The organism is Bacillus paranthracis, assembly GCF_024296885.1.
Classification (GTDB): Bacteria; Bacillota; Bacilli; order Bacillales; family Bacillaceae_G; genus Bacillus_A; species Bacillus_A paranthracis.
In genome coordinates this window covers 3,274,795-3,297,978 of sequence record NZ_CP101135.1, presented here as the reverse complement: position 1 = coordinate 3,297,978, position 23,184 = coordinate 3,274,795, and the positions used below count along the sequence as shown (strand labels likewise).

The window sequence follows — 23,184 nt, the reverse complement described above, 5'->3', positions numbered from 1 at the left end:
AGTAGGAAAAGTCTGTTTTAAGTGTAAAGCTTAAACAGGCTTTTTTACTTACATTACCGGATAGAAAACGCTAGAAGGAATCATATTCCGTTTTTATAACTGTTTACATAATAAAGTTATGCTGCGTTCGTTGTCCTAAAATACAAGTCATATATCTTGTATCCTCTCATAAATTTAAACATAGGAATTTGTCTACAAAGGTGGCGAAGCCTCATCATGAAAATTCGAATTTGTGCCACATTCATGTTGTTTCTATTTATATGGTTACATCCTTTTTGGACTTTTGCAAAAGGAGAGGAGGCAAAGGAAAGGGTCGTTTCACTTGTATATGATGATTCGGGCAGCATGAGAAATAACGATCGCTGGAAATATGCCAATTATGCTTTGCAAAGTTTAGTTGCGCTATTAGATGAAAAAGATACATTTTCTTACGTTCCAATGAGCAAGCCGAATGATCCATTAAACATTTCGTTAACGAAGGATAAGAGACAAACGGAAATTGAGGGAATTGGAGCATGGAAAACGTATTTAAATACTCCGTTTAGCGCAGTAGAAACGGCGATGCAATCTATAAAAAAGGAAGCAGATATAGATGGAAAACGTGAATTTTGGCTTATTGTCTTAACTGACGGGGCATTTAATGATTTAGAGAAAGATAAGGTTGGCGGAAAAGAACAAATTACACAGAAGTTAGCACAGTTTAAGAAAGAAATGGATGCAAAAAAGATATCGTTACATCCAATTTTAATTACGATGGAAGAGGATTTAGGACAGCAAGAAAAGGCACAACTAAATACGTTTAAAGAAATATGGAAAAAAGAGATAAATGGAGTTACGATGCCATCTAGTGGAGAGGATGGTATTGTAAAAAGCGTCAATCAAGTGGCGGCATTAGTGGCAAATCGTGATCCGTTCTCCTCTGTGGAATCGATTGTGAAAACGAAAGTGGTAGGAAAGAAAGTAGAGATTACAACACCATTTCCGTTAAAGCGTATGACGCTTGTGCGACAATCGCCTTCTCTGCCCGATTATCAGGTCACACAAATTTCTAAACCATTACAATTACAATCTTCTTTTTCCATACATGCACCAGGTGAAGCGAAATTGTTCGGAAATATAGTTCATATCAGTACGGAAAATGAAGAAGTTATTAAACCAGGAACGTATACGATAGAAGTGGATCGAGATATTGAGAAAGAAGGGTTACAAGTACTAGTCGAACCGGCGCTTAATTATACTGTTTCTACTTATGACAAAGAAGATAAGGATAGAAAAAATGTTGAGGAAATGTATGAAGGTGTGACAGCTGTTATTGAAGCAAAGCCTACTGAGTTGCCCGTTCAGTCTTCTTACTTCCAGGCAGAAGTAGAAATAGATGGAAAGCAATATGCGATGAAGTGGGACGATAAAAGACATGTATTTTATTACGAAACGAAGCTTACTAAAGGATTAGTACGTGGGAAAGTTCATATGAACATAAAGGGGTTTTACAGACAAACGAAAGAATTTAAAATCGAAACAACGAAAAAGCCTAAATTATCACTTCAAACTGTCACGAAAGATTATGAAGAAAAAGTAACAAATTTAGAGAATAGTAAACCATTTATTATACAACCACAGTTAGATGATAAGCCGATGACAGAAGAGGCTGTAAAAAAACTATTAAAATCTACTGGTGTCACATCTAAACAATCAATCAACTATGAAATAAAACAGCATGGTAATCAAATTTACATTTATCCTCGACCGCATTACTCCGACACGTTCAATTTTACAGATACCGGCACCGTAGAAGCTACCATCGTAGTGCAGGATTCAAAGTTACAAGAAGTAAAGAAAAACATAAAACTCCACATTCAAGATGCACCGTTTTATGAAAAGTATGCGCTTATTTTTAAGTTTGTTATTCCTATCACTTTATTACTGTTAATAGTAGGAATAATCGTTTTAGGATGGATTGTCCGTCCAAGATTTCACCGTAAAGCATTATTGTATTACGAATGGGATCAAGAGGTAGCGAAAGATTGGTTATATCAATCTGAGCCAGAGTTACTCAAAAATAAATGGTGGAAACATTATTTTGGTATTCCGTATAGAGCAGAAAGAAAGACTGTGCAATCCGTTACGTTTATAGCAAAGAAAGGATCGAAATCGATATTTGTAGCGAAAGAGTCACAAGTAGTAGGAATGATTATTGATGGGATGTTTATAACAGAGGATGAGGTTGGAATGGAACATAAGACACTATATCCAAATGAACTTTTAGTAATTGATAGAGGATATGGTAAGGAGATTTACAAATACGAGTGTGAATAGTAGATGGGGAAAAGAGGAGAGTATTATTTTTCCCTCCTTTTTTCAAACAAGCAAGAATAGGAAGGTGGTTCACATGACGTTACAAGTTCCAACAATATTAATTGGTTTAGGTGGAATCGGTAGTACTGTGACACATCAAATATATGAAAGACTACCTGAGGAGCGCCGGAAAAAAGTAGCAATGCACGTATTTGATACAGATGTGAATACATTGAGTAAATTTGATCATATTCGAAAGTTTAAGACGCAAACGAGCTCTAGTAAAACACCTAGGGAGTATATTGCGGGAGATCCGACGATTCCAGAGTGGTTTCCGATGGATCCAACTATACTTGATAAACCATTAACAGAAGGAGCAGGACAGTTACGCGTCATTTCCCGTTTAGCGTTACGTGCTGCGATGAAAGAAGATAAATTAACGTCCTTTTGGCAAGAAATCGAGAAGATTTTTCCAGTTACAAGCGATCAAACGGAATATGGAGTACGTGTCATTATCGTAACATCACTAGCGGGCGGAACAGGTTCAGGAATGTTTCTACAAATTGCATTATATTTACGTGAAATGCTTCGAAAAAAACTGCAACATCACAACATTTTAATACGTGGTGCGTTTCTAATGCCGGATGTGTTAGTGAAGACGAGAACAGTTAGTGCGAAAGAGTTTGAAACGGTGCAAGCAAACGGCTATGCCTCGTTAAAAGAATTGCATGCCATTACGCTCGGTTCTACAGGAGAACTATCCAAACGCGGTGGGGTTACGATTGAATTAGAGTATCGACCGGATCAAGTAGATGAGGATGGGAGAACAAATCACACGATTAAACAACACCATTTACCGTACAATTATTGTTTTTTATACGATTACGAAAATTTACATGGACACCATCTGCATAATTTATCAGATTATATGGAGCAAATGGCAAATACGATTTATTTACAATTATTTAGTCCGATGTCTGCAAATCACTTTGCACAGGAAGATAATCAAATTCAGCAATTGGCAGAATCAAGCGGGAAAGGGCGATATTGCGGGGCTGGAACGGCAAAAATTATTTATCCATATGAGCATGTGTTAAAATATTGTGCTTTAAAATGGGCCGTGCAAGGCTTAGACGAATCGTGGCTTCATTTAGATCAATTGTTTCAAGAAAAGAAACAAAGATACGATCAAGATGTAAAACGTGGTATGCAGCGTGAAAAGCCAGAGCGTGGGAAAAGTTATTTAGAAGACTTAGAACATCTTGCTACTCGTCCAGAACAGGCTCATATTTTCTATAGACAAATGTATAATGAAACGCGTGAAGGAGCAGAGGGTGGTAAGGTCGGTGTTGCGAAATCTAAACTGTTTTTAGAAGCTGTAGAAAGCTATGTACAGCGTACAGTGCAAAAAGACGAGGAATTAAATCGTCTGCAGCATGAGTGTAAAATTTCGGCTGCGAAACTGAAAATGACGGAACAAATGAAAGGTGAAGTAGCAAGGGTGGATCATGCGGTTCGTTTATATGCGTATGCGATTCCGAGCCGCGTACATGAACATGTAACGACGCTTTTATATGACATGATTGAATCAGACCGTTTTTCACCAAGTGGTTCTGAAGGACAGTCATATCAACTAAATACATGGTTTTTAAAGAAAACGGATTCTGTTCATCCAGTAGCAGCTCGTTTTATGTTGTATGAAATTCGAAAGCAGTTAGTAGAGAAAATGAATCGTTTACATGAAAATAATGAACAAAAGCGTAATTTAATTCAAAACTACGATAAGAAATTTAATGTGAGTAACATTGATGGAACGGTAACAGCTGTACGCCGAGTAGAAATTGCGCAACAACAAGGTTGGTTTGGAAAAATGATTAATAACCAGCAGCGTTTATTTAAAAAGGAATTTGAAGATATTGTAACGCAGTATGTACACAAATTAAACGAATACCGTAAAGAAATGCTATTAGAACTCGTGTATCAATCGTTATATCAAGCGGTTAATAAAATGATTCAATATTGGGAAAGATTTTTTGATAATTTACATGAAACACGTGAAAATTTATTGTTTGAAATTCAAAAACGAAGCAAGGAATTTGAAGGGAAAACAAACCCAACGAATGTATACGTATTAGCTGAAGAGAAGTTACAAGAAAAGATATGGCAAGATATGCAACAACATTTAAATTTAGGTGTATTACCGAAAGATATATGTGCAGAAATTTATATGAGCTTATACGGGGAATATTGCCGGGATGCGAAAACAGAAGAGATTCAATCGAAAAAGGTAGAAGACTTTTATCGTGAACACATACTAAGTTATTGTTACGATGAATTACAAATACGTTATCGAGATAAATTAGAGCTGAACATCGTTGAAGCATTAAGAAAAGAAGCGGATTATAAGAAGCGTGATCGTGATGAATATGTTCGTGAAAAAATTGAAGACTTGTTCCATTTAGCAAGTCCATTCGTACCGAAAGTTTCACATCATAGGGAATTACAATATTGGGGTATACATCCATCTTTAAAGAAAGAACTGCAAGAAGAATTAATGCAAGAAATGTTTAAAGAAAAAGATACAGTAAATGAAGCTTTTTCACCATTTGAGGTCATTTGTTATCGTGCGCATTACGGTTTATCATTGCAAGACTTTCCTAAGCTTTCGTCTGGACATATTGCAAATGGATTTATGAATGATAAAGGTGATTATTTTCAGTCTTACTATCGCCGTGTAAACAAGTTGAATAGTAAAAAATCTAGTTTAACGCCGCATTTAGATAAGTATTGGCACTTACCAGCCTTCATGCCAGACTTAAATGCAACGCAAACGAAATTAGATTACGATAAATGTAATCGCGCTCTTCTATACGCGTATATATATCGCTGGATTAGTTTAGTTGCTGTTGATGGTCAATTCGTGTATCAATATAACGGCGTTGGACGTAGTTTCTTAATTCAGTCGATGGGGAAAAATATTTCAAGCGAAAGTTACAAATTGCATAGAGCGTTACTTCATAATCCGTTCATTTATGAAAACATCTTATCCAGATTTGAAGAAGAACAAGAAAAGGCGATGATACAAGGTGGACATTTATATACACATCCATTTGTATTAGGTGCTCAAGATATTAGATGGCTACGTAAAGAGCATGTCCATAATATTTTAGATATGATTTTAATGTATGACCGTGAAGCGAAATATGATCCAACGTTAGAAGAAACTTCTGATGAATTATTAAGGTTATTTCTTGATGAAATTGAGTTATATTTCCAAAACTATTACGGTACAGGTGCCGATATGGTTGCCAAGAAAGAGAAAGAAATGTTTATTAAACAATTGTGGGATCGTTCATACGCGAAAGGATACGTAGATCCAAATAGTGCTCCTTATAAAAAGTGGCAAAATTTATTAAGCGTTCATGATGAAGAGGAAACGCCAAAAACGAATGTATAATGAATGAATAGGGAATCCTTAAAAGTGGCAATACAACTTTAGAAAAGAGGGATTCCGATGCCGTTTTTAGGAAGTATATATCAAATATTTGGATTGTATCCAGAAATTTATTATGGGATGATTTCAGCTGAAATTGCGGAGCAGCAAAGATTGGAACAAGCGGAAAGTGAAGAACAAGAAACAGAAGTGTAACTGTATAAGAAGCTTCAAAATAAAAATGATAACACGCTACTTACTCTTTAAACGTATAAGAGCAAGTAGCGTGTTTTTTGCTATTTAATAATCCCATTTTCTAAAATTTTAATCGTAGGTGCTACTTTCACGTTAGCTTTTGAAAAGACACTCGGCCAATCGTCTTCAACTTTTTCCCATTCTTCATATTGAAACGCTCTCGCATAATCACCAAATCCGAATGGATCAAGCTGCTGTTTTTGAATGTTGTGGATTAAATCGTTCAAATCTTTGTTTAGTTGTTTTGTAATAAGAGAAGTTAATTTCTTTCTATCTTTGTCTATATCCATATTGAATGTAAGTTCAGATACAGCAATTTTTAAATCCATTTTAACATTAAATTTGAAGTGGTTATCGCTATAGTCTGTATGGATATCACGATTCATGCTAAGAACATTTATTGTTACGAAATCGCCGCCATCGGTATCTTTTAAATCACTATTACTTTCGACTGAAGTAGAAGGGATTTTCAATGTAAGCGAAACCGGTGTATTCGCTTTCTTTTGTAACAAAAGAAGAAGGGCGCTTTCATAACGATTTAATGACATTTTATAAATTCCGCGAGAAGTTAATAGCGCAGAACCGGTAACGATAACATCTTTTTTACCTTTTTTTATTTCTGAAATAGCAGGTGTTATACCCTTATTAAAAGTTTGCCTATGAAATTCATGGAATGTCGTAAAAACGGTCCGATTGTACAGTTTGTTCGTATTAATTAAATCTGTTAAATACTCGGGAAGGGCAGGCTTATCTTTAAAGTTATTATATATAACTGAAGAAATTGGACCGTCTACTGCAACCATACGCATGTTTCCGGTATTTTTAGGATCACGATACCAAACATCAAGGTAAGGCATAGCCCCTTCTTGTTTTAAAAAATTTGTGCTAAATAAAATGAGCTGTAACTTTTCTGTAGATACTAAACCGCCACTTGAACTATTAAACGTTGCTTTTGCTTCTCGAGGTGTACTTACTTTCGCTTCATGTGTTTCGTACTTTTTTTCTACGTCTTCATTAAAAATAGGGTTTACGTGGTACACAATTAATTTTCCTTTTGCTTTTGCGTCAAAGCCGTAAATTAATGAAATTGATTGTTTTTCTAAGTCTAGCCGATCTCCACAGCCTGTTAAAAAGGTTATGAGAAAGTAAAGTATAGTGAAATGAATAAAGCGTCTCATTTAAATTTTTCTCCTTTTCCAATGCTGATAAAGTGTCATGTATAAGAGAAATACGACTGGAAACAGAAAAACGATAAAATAACTGGCAGTTCCCCAAAAGTCTCGCAAAGCACTTATTTGGTAAGAGGAAGGGATATAAAAGAATAAGACAACAATACACCCGAATAATAAAAACCAAATAGGTAAGGAACTCCCTTTTTTGTTAAGTAATTGATTGATTCCATCTGAAGCGGTAAATATGTAAGGAATGCAAGAATCAAAAATAATGAAGAGATAAAAAGATAAAAAAATAATTTCAAACCGTTCCAGAAATGAAAAGTGAAATGGTGTAACAAGAGAAAGGGTGGGCCATAAAAACTTTATTATACCATCTGGACTAAAATAAACGAAAGAAACGAACGTGACTTGAAGATAGAGAAATAGTGTAATTAAATTTGCGATAACAATCCCTTTTTTGGCAGAGGATTTGTTATTCAAATAAGGATAAAGGATAAATGCAAACTCAAATCCAAGAAATGCAATAATAGTTGATTTTACGGTGTTTAAAACTGGTATCCAGCCCTCTTTAAGAAGAGGGAGAAGGTATATCCAATGCCCATCTTTAAGAGGGATAAACAATAGCAAAGGCATCCACAGTGTGAAAAACACAGTGAAAACAGCGTAACGACTTATAATAAGAACGCCTTTACATGCGAGCATAAGCATGGGAATAGATAGTAAAATCATAATTAAAAACATTGGAGTTCTAGGTAAAATCCAAATGTGAATAACGTATAAGAGGGAAAAAATTAAGGAAATAGCTGCAAGGACAGCATATAAAATCCAAAAAATCATTCCTGCTCTTCCTAGCCACTTCCCAAGATAACGAGTTAGCACATCGAGTAAAGTATACCCAGGGTGCTTTTCCATGATTTTCACAATACATAGACTGACTAAAGTAGTGATAGCGCATCCAATAATAATAGAAATCCATCCATCTGTATTCGCCCCTTGTGCAACTTCACGAGGAAGTGTAAGTACACCGAATCCTACTTGAACACCACTAATCGTTAAAATGTATTGAAATAAACTAATCTCCCTCTTTGTACGTTTTGTCACTTATCTTCCTCCGTTTCTTCTATATCAGGTTGTCGATTCTCTTGTTTTAAGTTAAGGGATAGTGGGCGTTTCTTCATTATTTTCCATGGTAAACGTACAAGAATATCTTTTAAATCCGAAGCAAATAACGGAGAAAAAGGACTACCATAAGGAACACCGAGAGATTCCATAGAAAGTATATGAATAATAATGATTGCCATTCCAACTATAATTCCAATGACACCAAATAAAGAGGCAATGATCATCATTGGGAATCGAAGAAGTCGAATTCCTGCAGACATTTCTAGGTTAGGGATGATGAAAGAAGCGACTGCAGTAATAGATACGACGATAACCATAACATTACTTACTATTCCTGCTTGAACTGCAGCTTGTCCAATGACAATCCCTCCTACGACGCCAATGGTTTGTCCAACGGGACCAGGAAGCCGAACTGCAGCTTCGCGGAGCATTTCAAGTACTAATTCCATCAAAAGTGCTTCTAATATAGGAGGAAAAGGAATTTTAGCTCGAGATTCTCCAATTGTTAACAATAATTTAAGTGGAATCACTTCATAATGAAAGGAAATCATAGCAATATAAAGAGCAGGAGCAAAAATTGCAATAAATAATCCAGTGAAACGAAGTAATCGTATAAAAGATGGAATCATTGGCCGGAAGCTGTAATCATCTATCGTCTGAAAAAAAGCTGAAAAGGTCATGGGTCCAATTAATACGCCTGGTGAACGATCTACAACAACAGCAATTCGCCCATCTAGAATATGATGTGCTGTTGTGTCAGGGCGTTCAGTTATTGATAATTGCGGAAAGAGAGTAAAGGAATTATCTTCAACAAACCCCTCTAATTCACCAGTAGTAAGAATCGCATCCACTTTTACTGATTCGATACGGGATGCCATTTCTTTTACGACATCTTCGTCCGCAACATCTGCTAGATAAAGCAAAAAAACCTTTGAAGTAGCTCGTTCACCAACAGTGAATTCCTTCACTTTCAATTCGCGATTTGGAATATATCGACGAATAAGTGCAAGGCTGTCGCTCGCTACTTCATTAAATCCTTCGTGTGAGCTTTTTATGGAGCTCTCTGTTGTAGGCTCTTCAATGCTCCTTTTTGGTGCCGCTTGCGTATCAAGCTCTAAAGCGGATAATTGCCCGTTTATAAATAAAATACTTTTGCCGTGTAAAAGAGATTGTTCAATGTCTGTCCACTGATCAATCTTTTTAATATTTCCGATAGAAACAGAGGCTTCCCAAAAATCGTCTTCATTCCACTCTTTAAATAAGAGAGGACGAAGGATGTTTACGTTAATAACAGTTTTGTCTACAAGTCCTTCCATATATATAAGTGCAGCTTCCTGTCCGTTTTTTAATGGAAAATTGCGTGTTATTAATTCTGGAATACCGCTAAACAGTTTGGACAAGTGCTTTAAATTAAGGGAAAGGGAAGAAGAAATAGATTTATTTAATGTGTGATCAGCTTGCTCTTGGGTAGAAAAAGATTTTTCACCACGAATCCATTTATTAAAAGACCCCATTTGTTTGCTTACTCCTTGTTATGTTTTATCCCGATTGGTGAGGGCTGATTAAAGTTTCACTTTATATGGGTTATTATGGATAGTTCCATACGGACATATGCGTAGTTTAAATTTTATATTGTATATTTTTAACTTTAACGCTATAATTATAGTGTTAAAGATGGAATCGTGATATGACCTGTTATGACTCTATCGTTTTATTTATGAATAAATGGATTGGTATTTTAGCAAGATGTGCTAATAAACTACTCCACCATGATAATAACGTGCCGAAATGTGGTGCGTATATTTTCGTGGTGGAGTTTTTTTATTCTCAAAAAGGGGGAAAGACCATGAATAACAACATGGTTCATATTACAATTGACGGAAAAAAGTATACAGCGGAGCCCGGTTCAACGATATTGGGTGTTATAAATGAGAACGGGATTGAACATCCGCAAATTTGTTACGTGCCAGAAGTAGATCCTATTCAAACATGTGACACTTGTATTGTAGAAGTTGACGGAAAGTTAACGCGCTCTTGTTCGACAGTAGTGGCGGAAGGTATGAATATTGAACGTAATTCTACTCGTGCGAAAGAAGCACAAACAGAAGCGATGGATCGGTTACTAGAAAATCATTTATTATACTGTACAGTATGTGACAACAACAATGGGAACTGTAAACTGCATAATACGGCAGAATTAATGGAAATTGAACATCAAAAATATCCTTATGAACCGAAAGTAGATGTAAGTGAAGTTGATATGACGCATCCGTTTTATCGCTATGATCCTAATCAATGTATTGCATGTGGTCAATGTGTTGAGGTGTGTCAAAACTTACAAGTAAATGAAACGTTATCGATAGACTGGGAAGCTGAGCGACCACGAGTGATTTGGGATGAAGGAGTAAATATTAATGATTCTTCATGCGTTAGTTGTGGTCAATGTGTAACGATTTGCCCTTGTAACGCTTTAATGGAGAAAACGATGCTCGGTGAAGCTGGATTTATGACGGGATTAAAACCAGATATTCTTGAACCGATGGTAGATTTAATTAAAGAAGTTGAGCCTGGATATAGCGGTATTTTTGCGGTATCAGAAGTGGAAGCGGCCATGCGTGATACCCGGACGAAGAAAACGAAAACAGTATGTACATTTTGTGGTGTAGGGTGTTCATTTGAAGTGTGGACGAAAGGGCGTAAAATTCTTAAAGTACAGCCTTCTTCTGATGCGCCAGTTAACGCAATTTCTACTTGTGTAAAAGGAAAATTTGGTTGGGACTTCGTAAATTCTAAAGAACGAATTACGAAACCTTTAATTCGTAAAAATGGAACGTTTGTTGAATCTACATGGGAAGAAGCATTGAATGTAGTTGCAAGTAAATTAGGATCGATTAAAGAAGAGTACGGTAAAGATGCTATCGGTTTTATTTCTTCATCTAAAATTACGAATGAAGATAATTATGTGATTCAAAAATTAGCTCGACAAGTATTTGAAACGAATAATATTGATAACTGCTCACGTTATTGTCAATCACCAGCGACAGACGGATTATTCCGTACAATTGGTATGGGCGGAGATGCTGGAACGATTAAAGATATTGCACAATCTGGTCTTGTTATTATTGTAGGTTGTAATCCGACAGAAGGTCATCCTGTTTTAGCTACACGTATTAAACGTGCACATAAATTACACGGACAAAAATTAATTGTGGCTGATCTTCGTAAAACAGAAATGGCAGAGCGTTCAGATGTCTTTATTAGTCCAAAACAAGGAACAGATCAAGTATGGCTAATGGCTGTTACGAAATATATGATTGATCAAGGCTGGCACGATCAACGATTTATTGATGAGAATGTAAATTTCTTTGAAGATTTCAAAGAGAGCCTTACAGCATATACACTTGAATATGCAGAAGAAATGACTGGTATTTCAAAAGAAACACTGATTCAAATGGCTGAAATGATTCGTGATGCAGATGGTACATGTATCCTTTGGGGAATGGGGGTAACGCAAAATACAGGTGGATCTGATACTTCCGCTGCGATTTCAAACTTACTACTTGCAACAGGTAATTATCGTCGTCCAGGCGCTGGTGCATATCCGCTTCGAGGTCATAATAACGTACAAGGTGCTTGTGATATGGGTACTTTACCAGGATGGCTTCCTGGATATCAACACGTTACGAACGATATGGAACGTGCGAAATTTGAAATGGCTTATGGAGTGAAAATTAATAGCGAACCAGGTCTGAATAATATTGAAATGCTTCACGCGATTGACGAAGGGAAAATGAAAGCTATGTATCTTGTCGGAGAAGACATGGCTCTTGTAGACTCTAATGCGAATCATGTACATGAAGTATTATCAAGCCTTGATTTCTTCGTTGTGCAAGATGTTTTCTTATCTAAAACGGCTCAATATGCAGATGTTGTATTACCAGCAGCGCCATCTCTTGAAAAAGAAGGTACTTTTACAAATACAGAGCGTCGTGTTCAAAGACTATATCAAGTTCTTCCTACGCTTGGAGATGCGAAGCCAGACTGGTGGATTGTGCAGGAAGTTGCGAATAAATTAGGTGCAAACTGGAGTTATAGTCATCCAAGTGAAATTTTTGCTGAAATGGCAAGTTTATCACCACTATTTTCACAAGCAAACTATGAAGTATTGGAAGGATGGAATAGTTTCCATTGGGGAAGTTTTGATGGAACGAATACACCGCTTCTTTTCCAAGATGGATTTAACTTCCCGGATAAAAAAGCTCGTTTTGCGATTGCTGACTGGGTGCGCCCAGCTGAATTCCCAGCGGAGTTCGACCTTCATATTAACAACGGTCGTATGCTTGAGCATTTCCATGAGGGGAATATGACAAATAAATCAACAGGTATTCAAACGAAAGTGCCTGGCGTTTTCGTTGAAATTTCTCCAGCACTTGCAAAAGAACGTGGAGTGAAAACAGGTTCATTAGTTCGTCTTGTCTCTCCTTTTGGAGCGTTAAAATTACGGGCACTTGTAACAGACCGTGTAAAAGCGAATGAGTTATATTTACCGATGAACTCTACAGATAATGAAACAGCAATTAATTTCTTAACAGGTCCTGCGGTTGATACGCGCACGAACACACCTGCTTATAAACAGACGAAAGTACGTATGGAAGTACTAGAAGTTGATGGCGAAAATCCGATGCCAAAAGCGAACCCGCGTAATAAAAAACGTCATCCTCAATCTGGTATTGAGGTACATCGTAAGTGGGCACGTCCAGGGTATGTGCATTTAACGGATAAGTAGGAGGAAAAAAATATGGCTGCACCTATAAAAATGATTCAAAAACAAGAATTAACTGAGGAAGAAGTAAAACAGCAAAAATTAGATGATTTAAAAGAGCTTCTAGCTAATAATGAAGATGCTCTAAATCAAATGTTTAATATAGTAGGGGAATTGAATGATATTGGCATGCTAGAAGCAGCAAATTCTATGCTAAAGGCGAAAGAACCAATCGCAAAGATTGTTCTTGGTCAAGTGACTCGTGAGCCTGTTACAAATTTAATTAATAATATGATGGGGGCTGCGGGTGCTTTAACAGAACTTGATCCGGAGCTTACGAAAAAGCTTATAGGTAGCTTATTAGTAGGGCTAGAAAAAGGTAATGAACATTTGGAGAGTAATAAAAAAGTAGGGGTATTCGATCTTATGAAAGTCTTGAAAGACCCAGATATTAACCGTGCTATCGGGTTTGGGCTTCATTTCTTAAAAGGTATGGGAAAAGGATTAAAAGAAGAATAAACTTCATGAAGTGAACCTTTTCGCCCAAATGTTTGTACGAAATAGTTTGGGCGGAAGGCTCATTTTGGTAAAATATATAATAAAGTAAAATGAGGTTTGCGGGAGGTATAATGGTATGTCAAAAAAAGTACATGAATTTAATGATATGATACGAAAACTTCGAAAGGAACTTTTCGGAAAAGGACCAGAACGAATTCATACTGTTTTTGCAGAAAATATGGCGATTGCGACTCTTTATGGGAACTTAACACCTACTGAAAAATTCATTTCAAGTACGATGGATGGTGCGGAAATGGTCCATATGGCTAGAACGAAAATGATTCAAGAAGTGTATGCTGCAAATTCCCGTGAACATTTGGAGGAACTTGTTGGAGCGAAATTAGTGAATTTGTTTTCAGATATGAAAGTAGAAGAAGATATTGCAGTTTCGGTATTTGTTTTTGATAAAAATATAACGTGAGAGAAGGATACTGATCGTGAAACCGATACAGGTAGAAAGAGAAATCTTTCGTTATGAACAAGAGGCGTTTAAACATATAGAGGACAGCATTGTAACAGAGTTTCCAGTCACGATTAAAATGAACGGACAGGAGTTTGTTACAATGGTTAGTACTCCAGAATATATAGAAGATATGGTAATAGGCTTCTTAGCATCTGAAGGAATCATTCGGAAGTATGAAGATATTGATGACATATGGGTACAAGAGAAAGAAGGATTTGTACATGTCACGACGGCAAAAGTAAATCCGTATTACGAACAAATGCAAAATAAACGTTATATTACTTCATGCTGTGGTATGAGTAGACAAGGATTTGTTTTTGCAAATGATGCACTAAGCGCAAAGAAAATGAATGGCGTCCATGTACAGGTTACTGCAGAAGACTGTTTTCGATTAATGAAAGAAATGCAGCAATCTGCGGAGACATTTCGTCATACAGGGGGCGTTCATAATGCATCTTTGTGCAATGTGAATGGTATTATTTTAAGTCGAATGGATATCGGAAGGCATAATGCGTTAGATAAAATTTACGGTTATTGTTTAAAAAATAATATTTCTATAAGAGATAAAATCATTGTTTTTAGCGGTCGTATTTCTTCGGAAATATTATTGAAAGTTGCAAAAATTGGTTGTGAAATTATACTGTCAAAATCAGCTCCAACTGAGTTGGCTTTACAGCTAGCTGAAGAATTAGGTATTACTACGATAGGATTTATTCGGAATGAATCCTTAAATGTATATACGCATCCGGAGCGTGTTTTAAATATAAAATAAGTAAAAGCGAGGCAATAAATATGAAATCTGTCACATTAGACAAACTACAACGTCCGTTAAAGGATTTACGTATTTCAGTTACTGATCGCTGTAATTTTCGCTGTCGATATTGTATGCCAGAAGAAATATTTGGTCCTGATTACTCGTTTTTGTCTAATGATAAAATTTTATCTTTTGATGAAATTGAAAGGATAACGCGTATTTTCGTTTCTTTAGGTGTTAGAAAATTACGGATTACAGGCGGAGAACCGTTACTTCGAAGAGGTCTTCCGCAGCTTATCGAGCGCCTGAATAAAATAGATGGTGTGGAGGATATCGGTTTAACAACTAATGGATCGTTACTTAAAAAGTTTGCTCCTGATTTATATAAGGCGGGTTTATCACGTGTGACAGTTAGTTTAGATTCCTTAGAAGAAGAGCGGTTTTTCTATTTGAATGGTAATAGAAGCAAAGTACAAAGGGTTCTGGAAGGAATACAAGCTGCAGCTGAAGTCGGTATGAAAATTAAAATAAACATGGTCGTTCAAAAGGGGGAAAACGAACAGGATATCTTGCAGATGGCGCAATACTTTAAGGAAAATAAACATATTCTTCGTTTTATTGAGTATATGGACGTTGGAAATTATAACGGTTGGGATTTAAAAGAGGTTGTCTCTAAACAAGAAATAGTAGATACGATTCATCAAGTTATGCCATTAGAACGAATAGAAGCGAATTATGCAGGAGAGGTTGCGACTCGCTATCGTTATATTGGAAGTGATGAAGAAATAGGTATTATTTCATCAGTAACAGACTCCTTCTGCTCCTCATGTACGAGAGCTCGTATTTCTGCAGAAGGAAAATTATATACTTGTTTGTTCGCTTCTAAAGGAAATGATTTGAGAGAACTGCTTCGATCAGAATACACTGACGAGGAAATAACAGATGTCGTACGCGATATATGGAACAAACGAGAAGATCGTTATTCAGATGAACGCTTAAGTCATACAAGTAAAAAAAGAGCACCTAAAATTGAAATGTCACATATTGGTGGTTGATATATATAAGTGACAATATGATGAAGTATATACAAAATGGAAGATGTGCAACGGTTGTAGATTTTCTATTTTATAGTAAAAGTGATGGTTGATCTCTCTGTAAAAGATGTGCAGAGAAATTAAGCAGCATTCAAAAACCTTTATTTTGAGGAGGTTTTTTGAAGCTGCTTTTTTATTTGGAGAAAATGGAGGAATTAGTAATGGCATTTCATAAACCGGAACAAATTGCTGAGCTTGTCATTGAGGCCGGTGTTCAAAAAGTAAGTCAGACCTTGCCAGCAATGCTTATTCTCGGTTTTTTAGGAGGAGCGTTTATTTCGCTAGGTTTTTTACTTAACATTCGCGTTTTAGGTAATTTGCCTGAGCGCTGGGGGAGTTTAGTAAATGTTTTAGGAGGAGCGGTTTTTCCTGTTGGACTCATGCTCGTTGTATTAGCGGGAGGAGAATTAATTACCGGAAATATGATGTCACTGTCTATGGCGCTATATGCAAAGAAAATTACATTGGTTAGTGTGCTAAATAACTGGATTTGGATTACTTTCATGAATTTTGTAGGAGCTATTTTCGTAGCGTATTGTTTCGGTCATCTTGGCGGATTAACAGAGGGGGATTATTTAAATAAAACGGTAGCGATAGCAGAAGGCAAGTTACATGAATCTTTTGGAAGAACTTTAATTTTAGCAATTGGGTGTAATTGGCTCGTTTGTTTGGCGCTTTGGCTTGCTTATGGGACGAGTGATTTTGTCGGAAAAATAATCGGAATTTGGATTCCCATTATGGCATTTGTAGTGATTGGATTTCAGCAAGTGGTAGCAAATATGTTTGTCATCTCAGCAGTTATTTTTGCAGGTCATCTCACATGGATGGATCTTGCTAAAAATTTTGTTCCTGTCTTTATCGGAAATGTAATTGGCGGGGCTGGTTTTGTTGGATTTGCGTACTTTGCTTGTTATCAAAAACAACATTCTAATATGAAATAGAGTTCGTGAGAGGAAGGGTATGTAATGGCTGAGCGGTATTCACGACAACATTTGTTTAAATCAATTGGGAGTAGAGGGCAAGAAAAAATTCGAAATAAACATGTGTTAATTGTAGGAGTAGGCGCATTAGGAAGTGCAAGTGCCGAAAGTTTCGTACGTGCAGGTATTGGCAAGTTGACGATCATAGATCGTGATTACGTTGAATGGAGTAATTTACAAAGGCAACAATTGTACTCTGAACAAGATGCAAGAGAGAAATTGCCAAAAGCAATCGCTGCTAAAAATCGGCTAGAAAAACTTAATTCGGAAGTACAAATACATGCTTTCGTAATGGATGCGTGTGTAGAAAACTTGGAAGGGCTATTAGAAAATGTCGATGTAATCATTGATGCAACAGATAATTTCGATATCCGATTTATAATAAATGACTTATCACAAAAACATAATATCCCGTGGGTATATGGTTCTTGCGTTGGCTCGTACGGTATGAGTTGTACAATTATTCCGCAAGAGACACCTTGTTTACATTGTGTGCTGAAGAACGTTCCAGTTACAGGTGTGACGTGTGATACAGCTGGAATTATTAGCCCGACTGTACAAATCGTCGCAGCATATCAAGTGGCGGAAGCACTCAAAATTTTAGTAGAAGATTTTGCAGCAATTAGAAAAACATTTTTCATATTTGATATATGGAGTAATCAAAACCATTTTATAAAACTAGGGAAAATCAAGACAGACAATTGCTCTTCATGCGGTTTGAATCGCATTTATCCTTATTTATTATACGAAAATCAAACGAAGGTAGCTGCTTTATGCGGAAGAAATACAGTTCAAATTAGACCAGTAGACAATAGAAAATACAATTTTGATGATATAGAAAAAGTATTAAAAAAAGTGGGGGAAGTAAATCGGAATCCGTATTTACTATCTTGCCAATTAGATGAGTACCGCATCGTTGTTTTTCGGGATGGTCGTGTTTTTATTCATGGCACAAATGATATTTCGAAAGCGAAACAACTATATTATTGCGTATTCGGCTAATAGAAAGGGTTGTCAACAATGGAAAGAAGAGTACCAATCACAGTTGAAGAGGCTGTTCGTAAAGTGATGGGATTTGCTCATAACGGCTTAAAGGAGCTACTACCTATTGAATTAGCTTACGGACGTATATTAGCAGAGGATTTAGTAGCTGACCATGATGTGCCGTCATTTAATCGTTCACCGTATGACGGGTTTGCTATTAGAGCAGAAGATACGAATTTAGCAAGTTATGAAACGCCAATTGTATTTGAAGTAGTGGGTGAAATTGGTGCAGGATCGCTATTCGATGAGAAAGTAGGTCCGTTTCAAGCAGTTCGAATTATGACGGGAGCACAGATTCCGAGTGGATGTGATGCAGTTGTTATGCTAGAGCTGACTCGTCAATATGAGGAGGCTGGCAGTAAGTATATGGAATTGAAACGGTCATTCAAAACGGGCGATAATATTTCTTTTCAAGGTGAAGATGCTCGTAAAGGAACGGTTCTTGCAAAGAAAGGAACATACATTCATCCAGGTATTTCAGCTCTTCTTGCTACGTTCGGGTATAGCGAGGTGCCAGTTGCGAGAAAGCCTGTAGTTGGACTATTAGCGACTGGCAGTGAATTACTGGATGTAAACGATTCATTACAGCCAGGGAAAATCCGAAATAGTAATACGTATATGATATTGTCTCAAATCCGAAGAGCAGGCGGAAGAGTAAAATATTTTGGGAAGTTTAGCGATGATTTTTATACGTGTTTTACGGCTGTAAAAGAAGCATTAAGCCAAGTAGATATGCTCATTACAACAGGTGGTGTATCAGTAGGGGATTACGATTATTTGCCAGCTATATATGAAAAATTAGGTGCATCAGTTCTTTTCAATAAAGTTGCAATGAGGCCAGGAAGTGTTACGACTGTAGCGCAATTAAATGGCAAGTTATTATTCGGTTTATCAGGAAATCCATCTGCTTGTTACGTAGGGTTTGAATTATTTGTAAGACCTTGTATTCGGACGTATATGTTTAGTGAAAAAGCACATGTAAAAAGAGAAAAAGCGTTATTAGGAGAAGACTTTTTAAAGCCAAATCCATTTACAAGATTTGTACGAGGAAAACTAACATATAACGAAGGGCAGTTAATCGCTTATCCGTCAGGGTTTGATAAATCTAGTTCAGTTTCTTCTCTAGCAGAGACAAATATATTTATTGTACTTCCAGGTGGTACGAGAGGGTATAAAAAAGATATGTTCGTAGATGTTCTCTTGTTGGAAGATAACGAAGGTAGTGAATGGCCTTGGACATTTTATAAAGTGAGAGGTGATTCTAATGGGACAAGTGCTATTTGAGATTGTTGATATACCGATTGTAGTTGAAGAAGTAACGAATAAAGTTGCAAGAAGAGAGGCAGGTGCGATTACAACTTTTATTGGTACAGTGAGAGAATTAACAAAAGGAAGACGAACGCTATATTTAGAGTATGAAGCATATGAAACGATGGCAGTAAAACAACTTATGAGAATTGGTGAAGAAATTAGTGAAAGATGGCCGGATGCAAAAGTAGCAATTACTCACCGAGTAGGCCGGCTAGAAATAATGGATATTGCGGTAGTCATTGCAGTTTCATCACCGCATCGTAAAGTAGCTTATGAAGCGAATGAATACGCAATTGAACGTATAAAGCGAATCGTCCCAATATGGAAAAAAGAATTTTGGGAAGATGGGACGATGTGGATTGGCGATCAACTTGAAAATACACCATATCCAGCAGGAAAACCGAAGAAGGAAGAATGAGAAAATGATTACAATTTTACTGTTTGCAAATTTGCGTGAGGAAGTCGGATTAGATCGATTCGTAATTTCAGAAAAACAAGAAATGACAGTGCAGCAATTAAAAGAATGGCTCAAAGCAAACTATAGTTTACAATCGCTTGATAGAGTGATGGTGGCTGTTAATGAAGAGTTTGTAACGAATGAGGAGATGATACGAGCTGGAGATATTGTCGCATTCATCCCGCCTGTTAGTGGTGGATAATAAGCGTTTCTTGAAACGATAAGAAGATGCTATATATAAATTCGAATACGAGAAGGGATGAGTTCTATGCTTACTCAAGAACAAATAATGAATGCGTTAAAACATGTAGAGGATCCAGAATTACACAAAAGTATTGTGGAGTTAAACATGGTTAGAAATATACAAATGAATGGAACAGAGGTTAAACTTGAAGTAGTGCTAACGATTCAAGGGTGTCCGTTAAAATCAAAAATTCAACAAGATATTGAAGAATCGCTTCACGCAATTGGTGCCTCTAAAGTGGCTGTAACATTTAGTTCTATGACAAAAGAAGAACGTGCAGTCTTAACAGAGAAGTTAAAGAAAAATACTAGAACAGAAACTGGTATGCCAAGCATGCTTCGTCCTGATTCAGGAGTACAATTTCTTACTGTAACGAGCGGAAAAGGTGGAGTCGGAAAATCAACTGTAACAATTAATCTTGCAACAGCTTTAGCTCGTATGGGCAAAAAAGTGGGGATATTAGATGCAGATATATATGGTTTTAGCATTCCAGCTATGATGGAAACGAATCAAAAACCAACGATGATTGATCAAACAGCAATTCCAGTTATTAGTCACGGTGTTAAAATTATGTCTATGGGATTTTTTACAGAAGGAAATAATCCGGTTATGTGGCGCGGACCGATGTTAAATAAATGGATTCAAAATTTCCTTGCGAATACGCACTGGGGAGAATTAGATTATTTACTTCTTGATTTACCACCTGGTACAGGAGATGTTGCTATTGATGTTGCAGCAATGATTCCGCAGGCGAAAGAAATTATTGTTACAACACCACATAATGTAGCTTCATTCGTAGCATCTAGAGTAGGCGTAATGGCAAAACATACGAAACACGAGATTTTAGGTATTGTGGAAAACATGGCTTATTATGAAGAACAAGATGGATCGAAAAATTATCTGTTCGGAAAAGGCGGCGGGGAAATGTTAGCAGAACAATTGCAAACAGAAGTAATCGCACAAGTACCTTTTGCAAAACGTGAAGAAAATAGCGGTTCATCTGTATATGATGAAGATTCTCTTGTTGGAGAAGTGTTTACATCGTTAGCAGAAGATATTATTTATAAAGGATAGAGGAGGAATTTTTTATGGCATGTAATATCGATCATTCTATTGAAGATGTAATGAATAAGCTCGAGAGCCAAAAGAGTTTTTTACCGGAAGTGATTTTTAAAGAGGTAAAGGGATTTTTGCAAGGTAATCATTCACAGGAAATATTAAATGATGTCTTTCATCTTCTAAAAAAGTATGACTTAGTTAGTGAAGAAGAAAGAGAGACGAGAAATACTCAATTATTGCTGATTATAAAATAAATACGCTTTGGCTTTTGTTTTGTAACAGGAGGGGTAAATGTAATGAATATGAAGAAGATGATTGAAACGATAGAAGCAACAAAAATGACTGATGAAGAATTATCGATTACTCATTTACATCAAAAGCTCGTGAAGTTATATAGTAAAAAAAATGTTGCTCATTATACGGAGTTATTAAAATATATTTTATCCTTATCCGTGCAGCTTGATTTACATTTCGTATTGAAATATTTTGGTGTGCGACCGGTTGTTGCTATAGACGAGCGTATGCAATTTCAAGAGATATTTAAATGTTTAGCTAATAAGGATGATAATGGGGAATGGTTTTTAAATTTCGTTTCTTTATATGTAGGGCTAATTGTAGTTCTTCACTTTGATGAAAAAGTGATTGAGAGAAGTTTTTTCGATGCTATGGTAGTGGGTGAAGGGAATGAAATATAAGGATCTTGCCCATAACATCTTTCTATTTAATAGCTATAATTAGTCTTTTGATTGGCTATGTAAATATGAAGGTAACGAATTAATAAAAAGTGTTCTTCAGTTGTTTCCATCGTTTTTTCATGTTACCATTAAGCGAATTTTTCATAGGGAGAGAAAGCGATGAAATGGATTTATTTTATTATGATTAACGTTATAGCTTTTAGCCTTATGGGGCTTGATAAACGAAAAGCGAAGAAGAAACAGTGGAGAACGCCAGAAAGTACGTTGTTTTTATCAGCAGCAGCTGGGGGAGCAGTTGGAGCTTGGATTGGTATGTATATGTTTCATCATAAAACTCATAAAAAGAAATTTGTTTTCGGCATACCGTTACTTGTTGTAATAACGGTATGTTTATTATTCGTTGTATGAGAAATGTCGAAAGAAATGCAGATTGATTATTGGTAAAGTGAGCACGTGGGAACGTATAATGGAGAAAAAATGAGAAGAGGAGAAAAAGGAAGATGGGGAGTCAATCAGCAGAGCAAAAAAAAGGGATTATATATGCGGCTGGTGCGTATACGATGTGGGGAATACTACCAATCTATTGGAAATGGGTTGAGGAAGTCCCAGCAGATGAAATATTAGCACACCGCATCGTTTGGGCATTCGTGTTTATGTTAATCGTATTAGGTGTTACGAAGAGATTTCGTCAGTTTATTGGAGAGTTCGTGAATCTTTTTAAACGACCTAAATTATTAATGTCGTTAACAATAGCTTCAGTCTTGATTAGCGGAAACTGGTTTGTCTACATATGGGCCGTTAATCATAATCATGTCATAGAAGCAAGTCTTGGCTATTATATTAATCCGCTTATTAGTATTTTACTTGGTACAGTCGTTTTAAAGGAAAAGTTAAACTTTTGGCAATACGTTGCAGTTGGTTTAGCTGGAGTAGGGGTTATCATTTTAACAGTACGTTTCGGGGCTATTCCATGGGTTTCTTTATCACTTGCCCTTTCATTTGGATTATATGGATTAACGAAAAAATTGTTAAACTATGATGCGACAATTGGACTTACGATGGAAACGATGTTAGTGACGCCGTTTGCGATTATTTATTTAGTAATGACAGGAGTACATGGTTTCGGCTCATTTGGCTCGATTTCAATGTTATCGACATTACTATTAATAGGGGCGGGCATTGTTACAGCATTGCCACTTTTTTATTTTGCAAAAGGAGCCCAACTTATTCCGCTTTATATGGTAGGGTTTTTACAATATATTGCACCAACAATTAGTTTGATTTTAGGTGTATTCGTATTTGGTGAACATTTCACATCTACTCATATGATTGCATTCTTTTGTATATGGGTTGCATTATTTGTATTCTCGGTAGCGAAAACAAAGTTCTTGGTGCAGAAACAACCGAAATTTATAAAAAATAAATCAGCAAAAGTATCGTAATGCGTAGTATTTTCTACGCATTTTTCTTTATACTGATACTA

At 36.4% G+C, this 23,184-nt stretch carries 21 protein-coding genes; 18 read left to right on the top strand and 3 right to left on the bottom strand.

The window, feature by feature from the left end:
* Positions 1 to 216: 216 nt before the first annotated feature.
* From NLJ82_RS16910 to NLJ82_RS16900, 3 genes are all read left to right on the top strand, one after another.
* Positions 217 to 2,316: a vWA domain-containing protein gene (locus tag NLJ82_RS16910; RefSeq protein ID WP_000702102.1), complete on the top strand. Its 2,100-nt coding sequence runs from the start codon at positions 217 to 219 to the stop codon at positions 2,314 to 2,316.
* Between the two features lie 73 nt (positions 2,317 to 2,389).
* A complete protein-coding gene (locus NLJ82_RS16905) occupies positions 2,390 to 5,752 on the top strand; it encodes a tubulin-like doman-containing protein (protein WP_000175150.1) in 3,363 nt (1,120 codons plus the stop codon).
* A 57-nt stretch (positions 5,753 to 5,809) separates the two neighbouring features.
* The gene (locus NLJ82_RS16900; RefSeq protein WP_001116168.1) at positions 5,810 to 5,944 is read left to right on the top strand and encodes a hypothetical protein; all 135 of its coding nucleotides are present in this window, start codon (positions 5,810 to 5,812) and stop codon (positions 5,942 to 5,944) included.
* 80 nt (positions 5,945 to 6,024) lie between these two features.
* Here the strand turns inward: NLJ82_RS16900 and gerSC are convergent, their stop codons facing one another.
* From gerSC to gerSA, 3 genes are read right to left on the bottom strand one after another with little or no spacing between them, the layout of a single operon-like run.
* The gene (gene gerSC / locus NLJ82_RS16895; protein WP_001252226.1) at positions 6,025 to 7,161 is read right to left on the bottom strand and encodes a spore germination protein GerSC; all 1,137 of its coding nucleotides are present in this window, start codon (positions 7,159 to 7,161) and stop codon (positions 6,025 to 6,027) included.
* Positions 7,162 to 8,259: an endospore germination permease gene (locus NLJ82_RS16890; RefSeq protein ID WP_000167004.1), complete on the bottom strand. Its 1,098-nt coding sequence runs from the start codon at positions 8,257 to 8,259 to the stop codon at positions 7,162 to 7,164.
* Complete coding sequence (gerSA, locus tag NLJ82_RS16885) at positions 8,256 to 9,794, bottom strand: spore germination protein GerSA (protein ID WP_000534511.1); 1,539 nt, start codon at positions 9,792 to 9,794, stop codon at positions 8,256 to 8,258. Before gerSA ends, NLJ82_RS16890 begins: the two co-directional genes overlap by 4 nt.
* A 332-nt stretch (positions 9,795 to 10,126) precedes the next feature.
* Here gerSA and fdhF point away from each other — a divergent pair, with 332 nt between their 5' ends.
* The 15 genes from fdhF (at position 10,127) to rarD (ending at position 23,143) form a co-directional block, all read left to right on the top strand.
* Positions 10,127 to 13,066, top strand: coding sequence for a formate dehydrogenase subunit alpha (gene fdhF / locus NLJ82_RS16880; RefSeq protein WP_088296469.1), 2,940 nt, complete (start codon positions 10,127 to 10,129; stop codon positions 13,064 to 13,066).
* A gap of 12 nt (positions 13,067 to 13,078) precedes the next feature.
* Positions 13,079 to 13,561 carry a helical membrane plugin domain-containing protein gene (locus NLJ82_RS16875; RefSeq protein ID WP_000729904.1) on the top strand — a complete coding sequence of 161 codons (483 nt, stop codon included), beginning with the start codon at positions 13,079 to 13,081 and terminating at the stop codon, positions 13,559 to 13,561.
* A 115-nt stretch (positions 13,562 to 13,676) separates the two neighbouring features.
* Positions 13,677 to 14,021, top strand: coding sequence for a Na-translocating system protein MpsC family protein (locus NLJ82_RS16870; protein ID WP_000039582.1), 345 nt, complete (start codon positions 13,677 to 13,679; stop codon positions 14,019 to 14,021).
* 16 nt (positions 14,022 to 14,037) lie between these two features.
* Positions 14,038 to 14,835, top strand: a complete 798-nt coding sequence (gene fdhD, locus NLJ82_RS16865) for a formate dehydrogenase accessory sulfurtransferase FdhD (RefSeq protein ID WP_000802661.1) — start codon at positions 14,038 to 14,040, stop codon at positions 14,833 to 14,835.
* A 20-nt stretch (positions 14,836 to 14,855) separates the two neighbouring features.
* Complete coding sequence (gene moaA, locus NLJ82_RS16860) at positions 14,856 to 15,872, top strand: GTP 3',8-cyclase MoaA (protein ID WP_000844133.1); 1,017 nt, start codon at positions 14,856 to 14,858, stop codon at positions 15,870 to 15,872.
* A gap of 200 nt (positions 15,873 to 16,072) precedes the next feature.
* On the top strand, positions 16,073 to 16,852 hold the full coding sequence (locus NLJ82_RS16855) for a formate channel (RefSeq protein WP_000864003.1): 780 nt from the start codon (positions 16,073 to 16,075) through the stop codon (positions 16,850 to 16,852).
* Between the two features lie 24 nt (positions 16,853 to 16,876).
* Complete coding sequence (locus tag NLJ82_RS16850; RefSeq protein WP_000840946.1) at positions 16,877 to 17,893, top strand: molybdopterin-synthase adenylyltransferase MoeB; 1,017 nt, start codon at positions 16,877 to 16,879, stop codon at positions 17,891 to 17,893.
* 18 nt (positions 17,894 to 17,911) lie between these two features.
* Positions 17,912 to 19,219: a molybdopterin molybdotransferase MoeA gene (gene moeA / locus NLJ82_RS16845; RefSeq protein WP_000442208.1), complete on the top strand. Its 1,308-nt coding sequence runs from the start codon at positions 17,912 to 17,914 to the stop codon at positions 19,217 to 19,219.
* Positions 19,200 to 19,664 (top strand): molybdopterin synthase catalytic subunit MoaE, encoded by a 465-nt coding sequence (moaE, locus tag NLJ82_RS16840; RefSeq protein ID WP_000531880.1) that lies wholly within the window; start codon positions 19,200 to 19,202, stop codon positions 19,662 to 19,664. The genes moeA and moaE overlap by 20 nt, the downstream gene beginning before the upstream one ends.
* 4 nt (positions 19,665 to 19,668) lie before the next feature.
* Positions 19,669 to 19,905: a molybdopterin converting factor subunit 1 gene (gene moaD, locus NLJ82_RS16835; protein WP_000628477.1), complete on the top strand. Its 237-nt coding sequence runs from the start codon at positions 19,669 to 19,671 to the stop codon at positions 19,903 to 19,905.
* Positions 19,906 to 19,971: 66 nt separating this feature from the next.
* Entirely contained in the window at positions 19,972 to 21,021 is a 1,050-nt protein-coding gene (locus tag NLJ82_RS16830) for a P-loop NTPase (protein WP_000957502.1), read from the top strand.
* Between the two features lie 14 nt (positions 21,022 to 21,035).
* The gene (locus NLJ82_RS16825) at positions 21,036 to 21,260 is read left to right on the top strand and encodes a hypothetical protein (protein ID WP_000752381.1); all 225 of its coding nucleotides are present in this window, start codon (positions 21,036 to 21,038) and stop codon (positions 21,258 to 21,260) included.
* Between the two features lie 42 nt (positions 21,261 to 21,302).
* Positions 21,303 to 21,701, top strand: a complete 399-nt coding sequence (locus NLJ82_RS16820; protein ID WP_001056291.1) for a hypothetical protein — start codon at positions 21,303 to 21,305, stop codon at positions 21,699 to 21,701.
* 159 nt (positions 21,702 to 21,860) lie between these two features.
* Entirely contained in the window at positions 21,861 to 22,109 is a 249-nt protein-coding gene (locus NLJ82_RS16815; RefSeq protein WP_000871342.1) for a DUF1294 domain-containing protein, read from the top strand.
* 92 nt (positions 22,110 to 22,201) lie between these two features.
* A complete protein-coding gene (gene rarD, locus NLJ82_RS16810; protein ID WP_000535531.1) occupies positions 22,202 to 23,143 on the top strand; it encodes an EamA family transporter RarD in 942 nt (313 codons plus the stop codon).
* Positions 23,144 to 23,184: the final 41 nt, after the last annotated feature.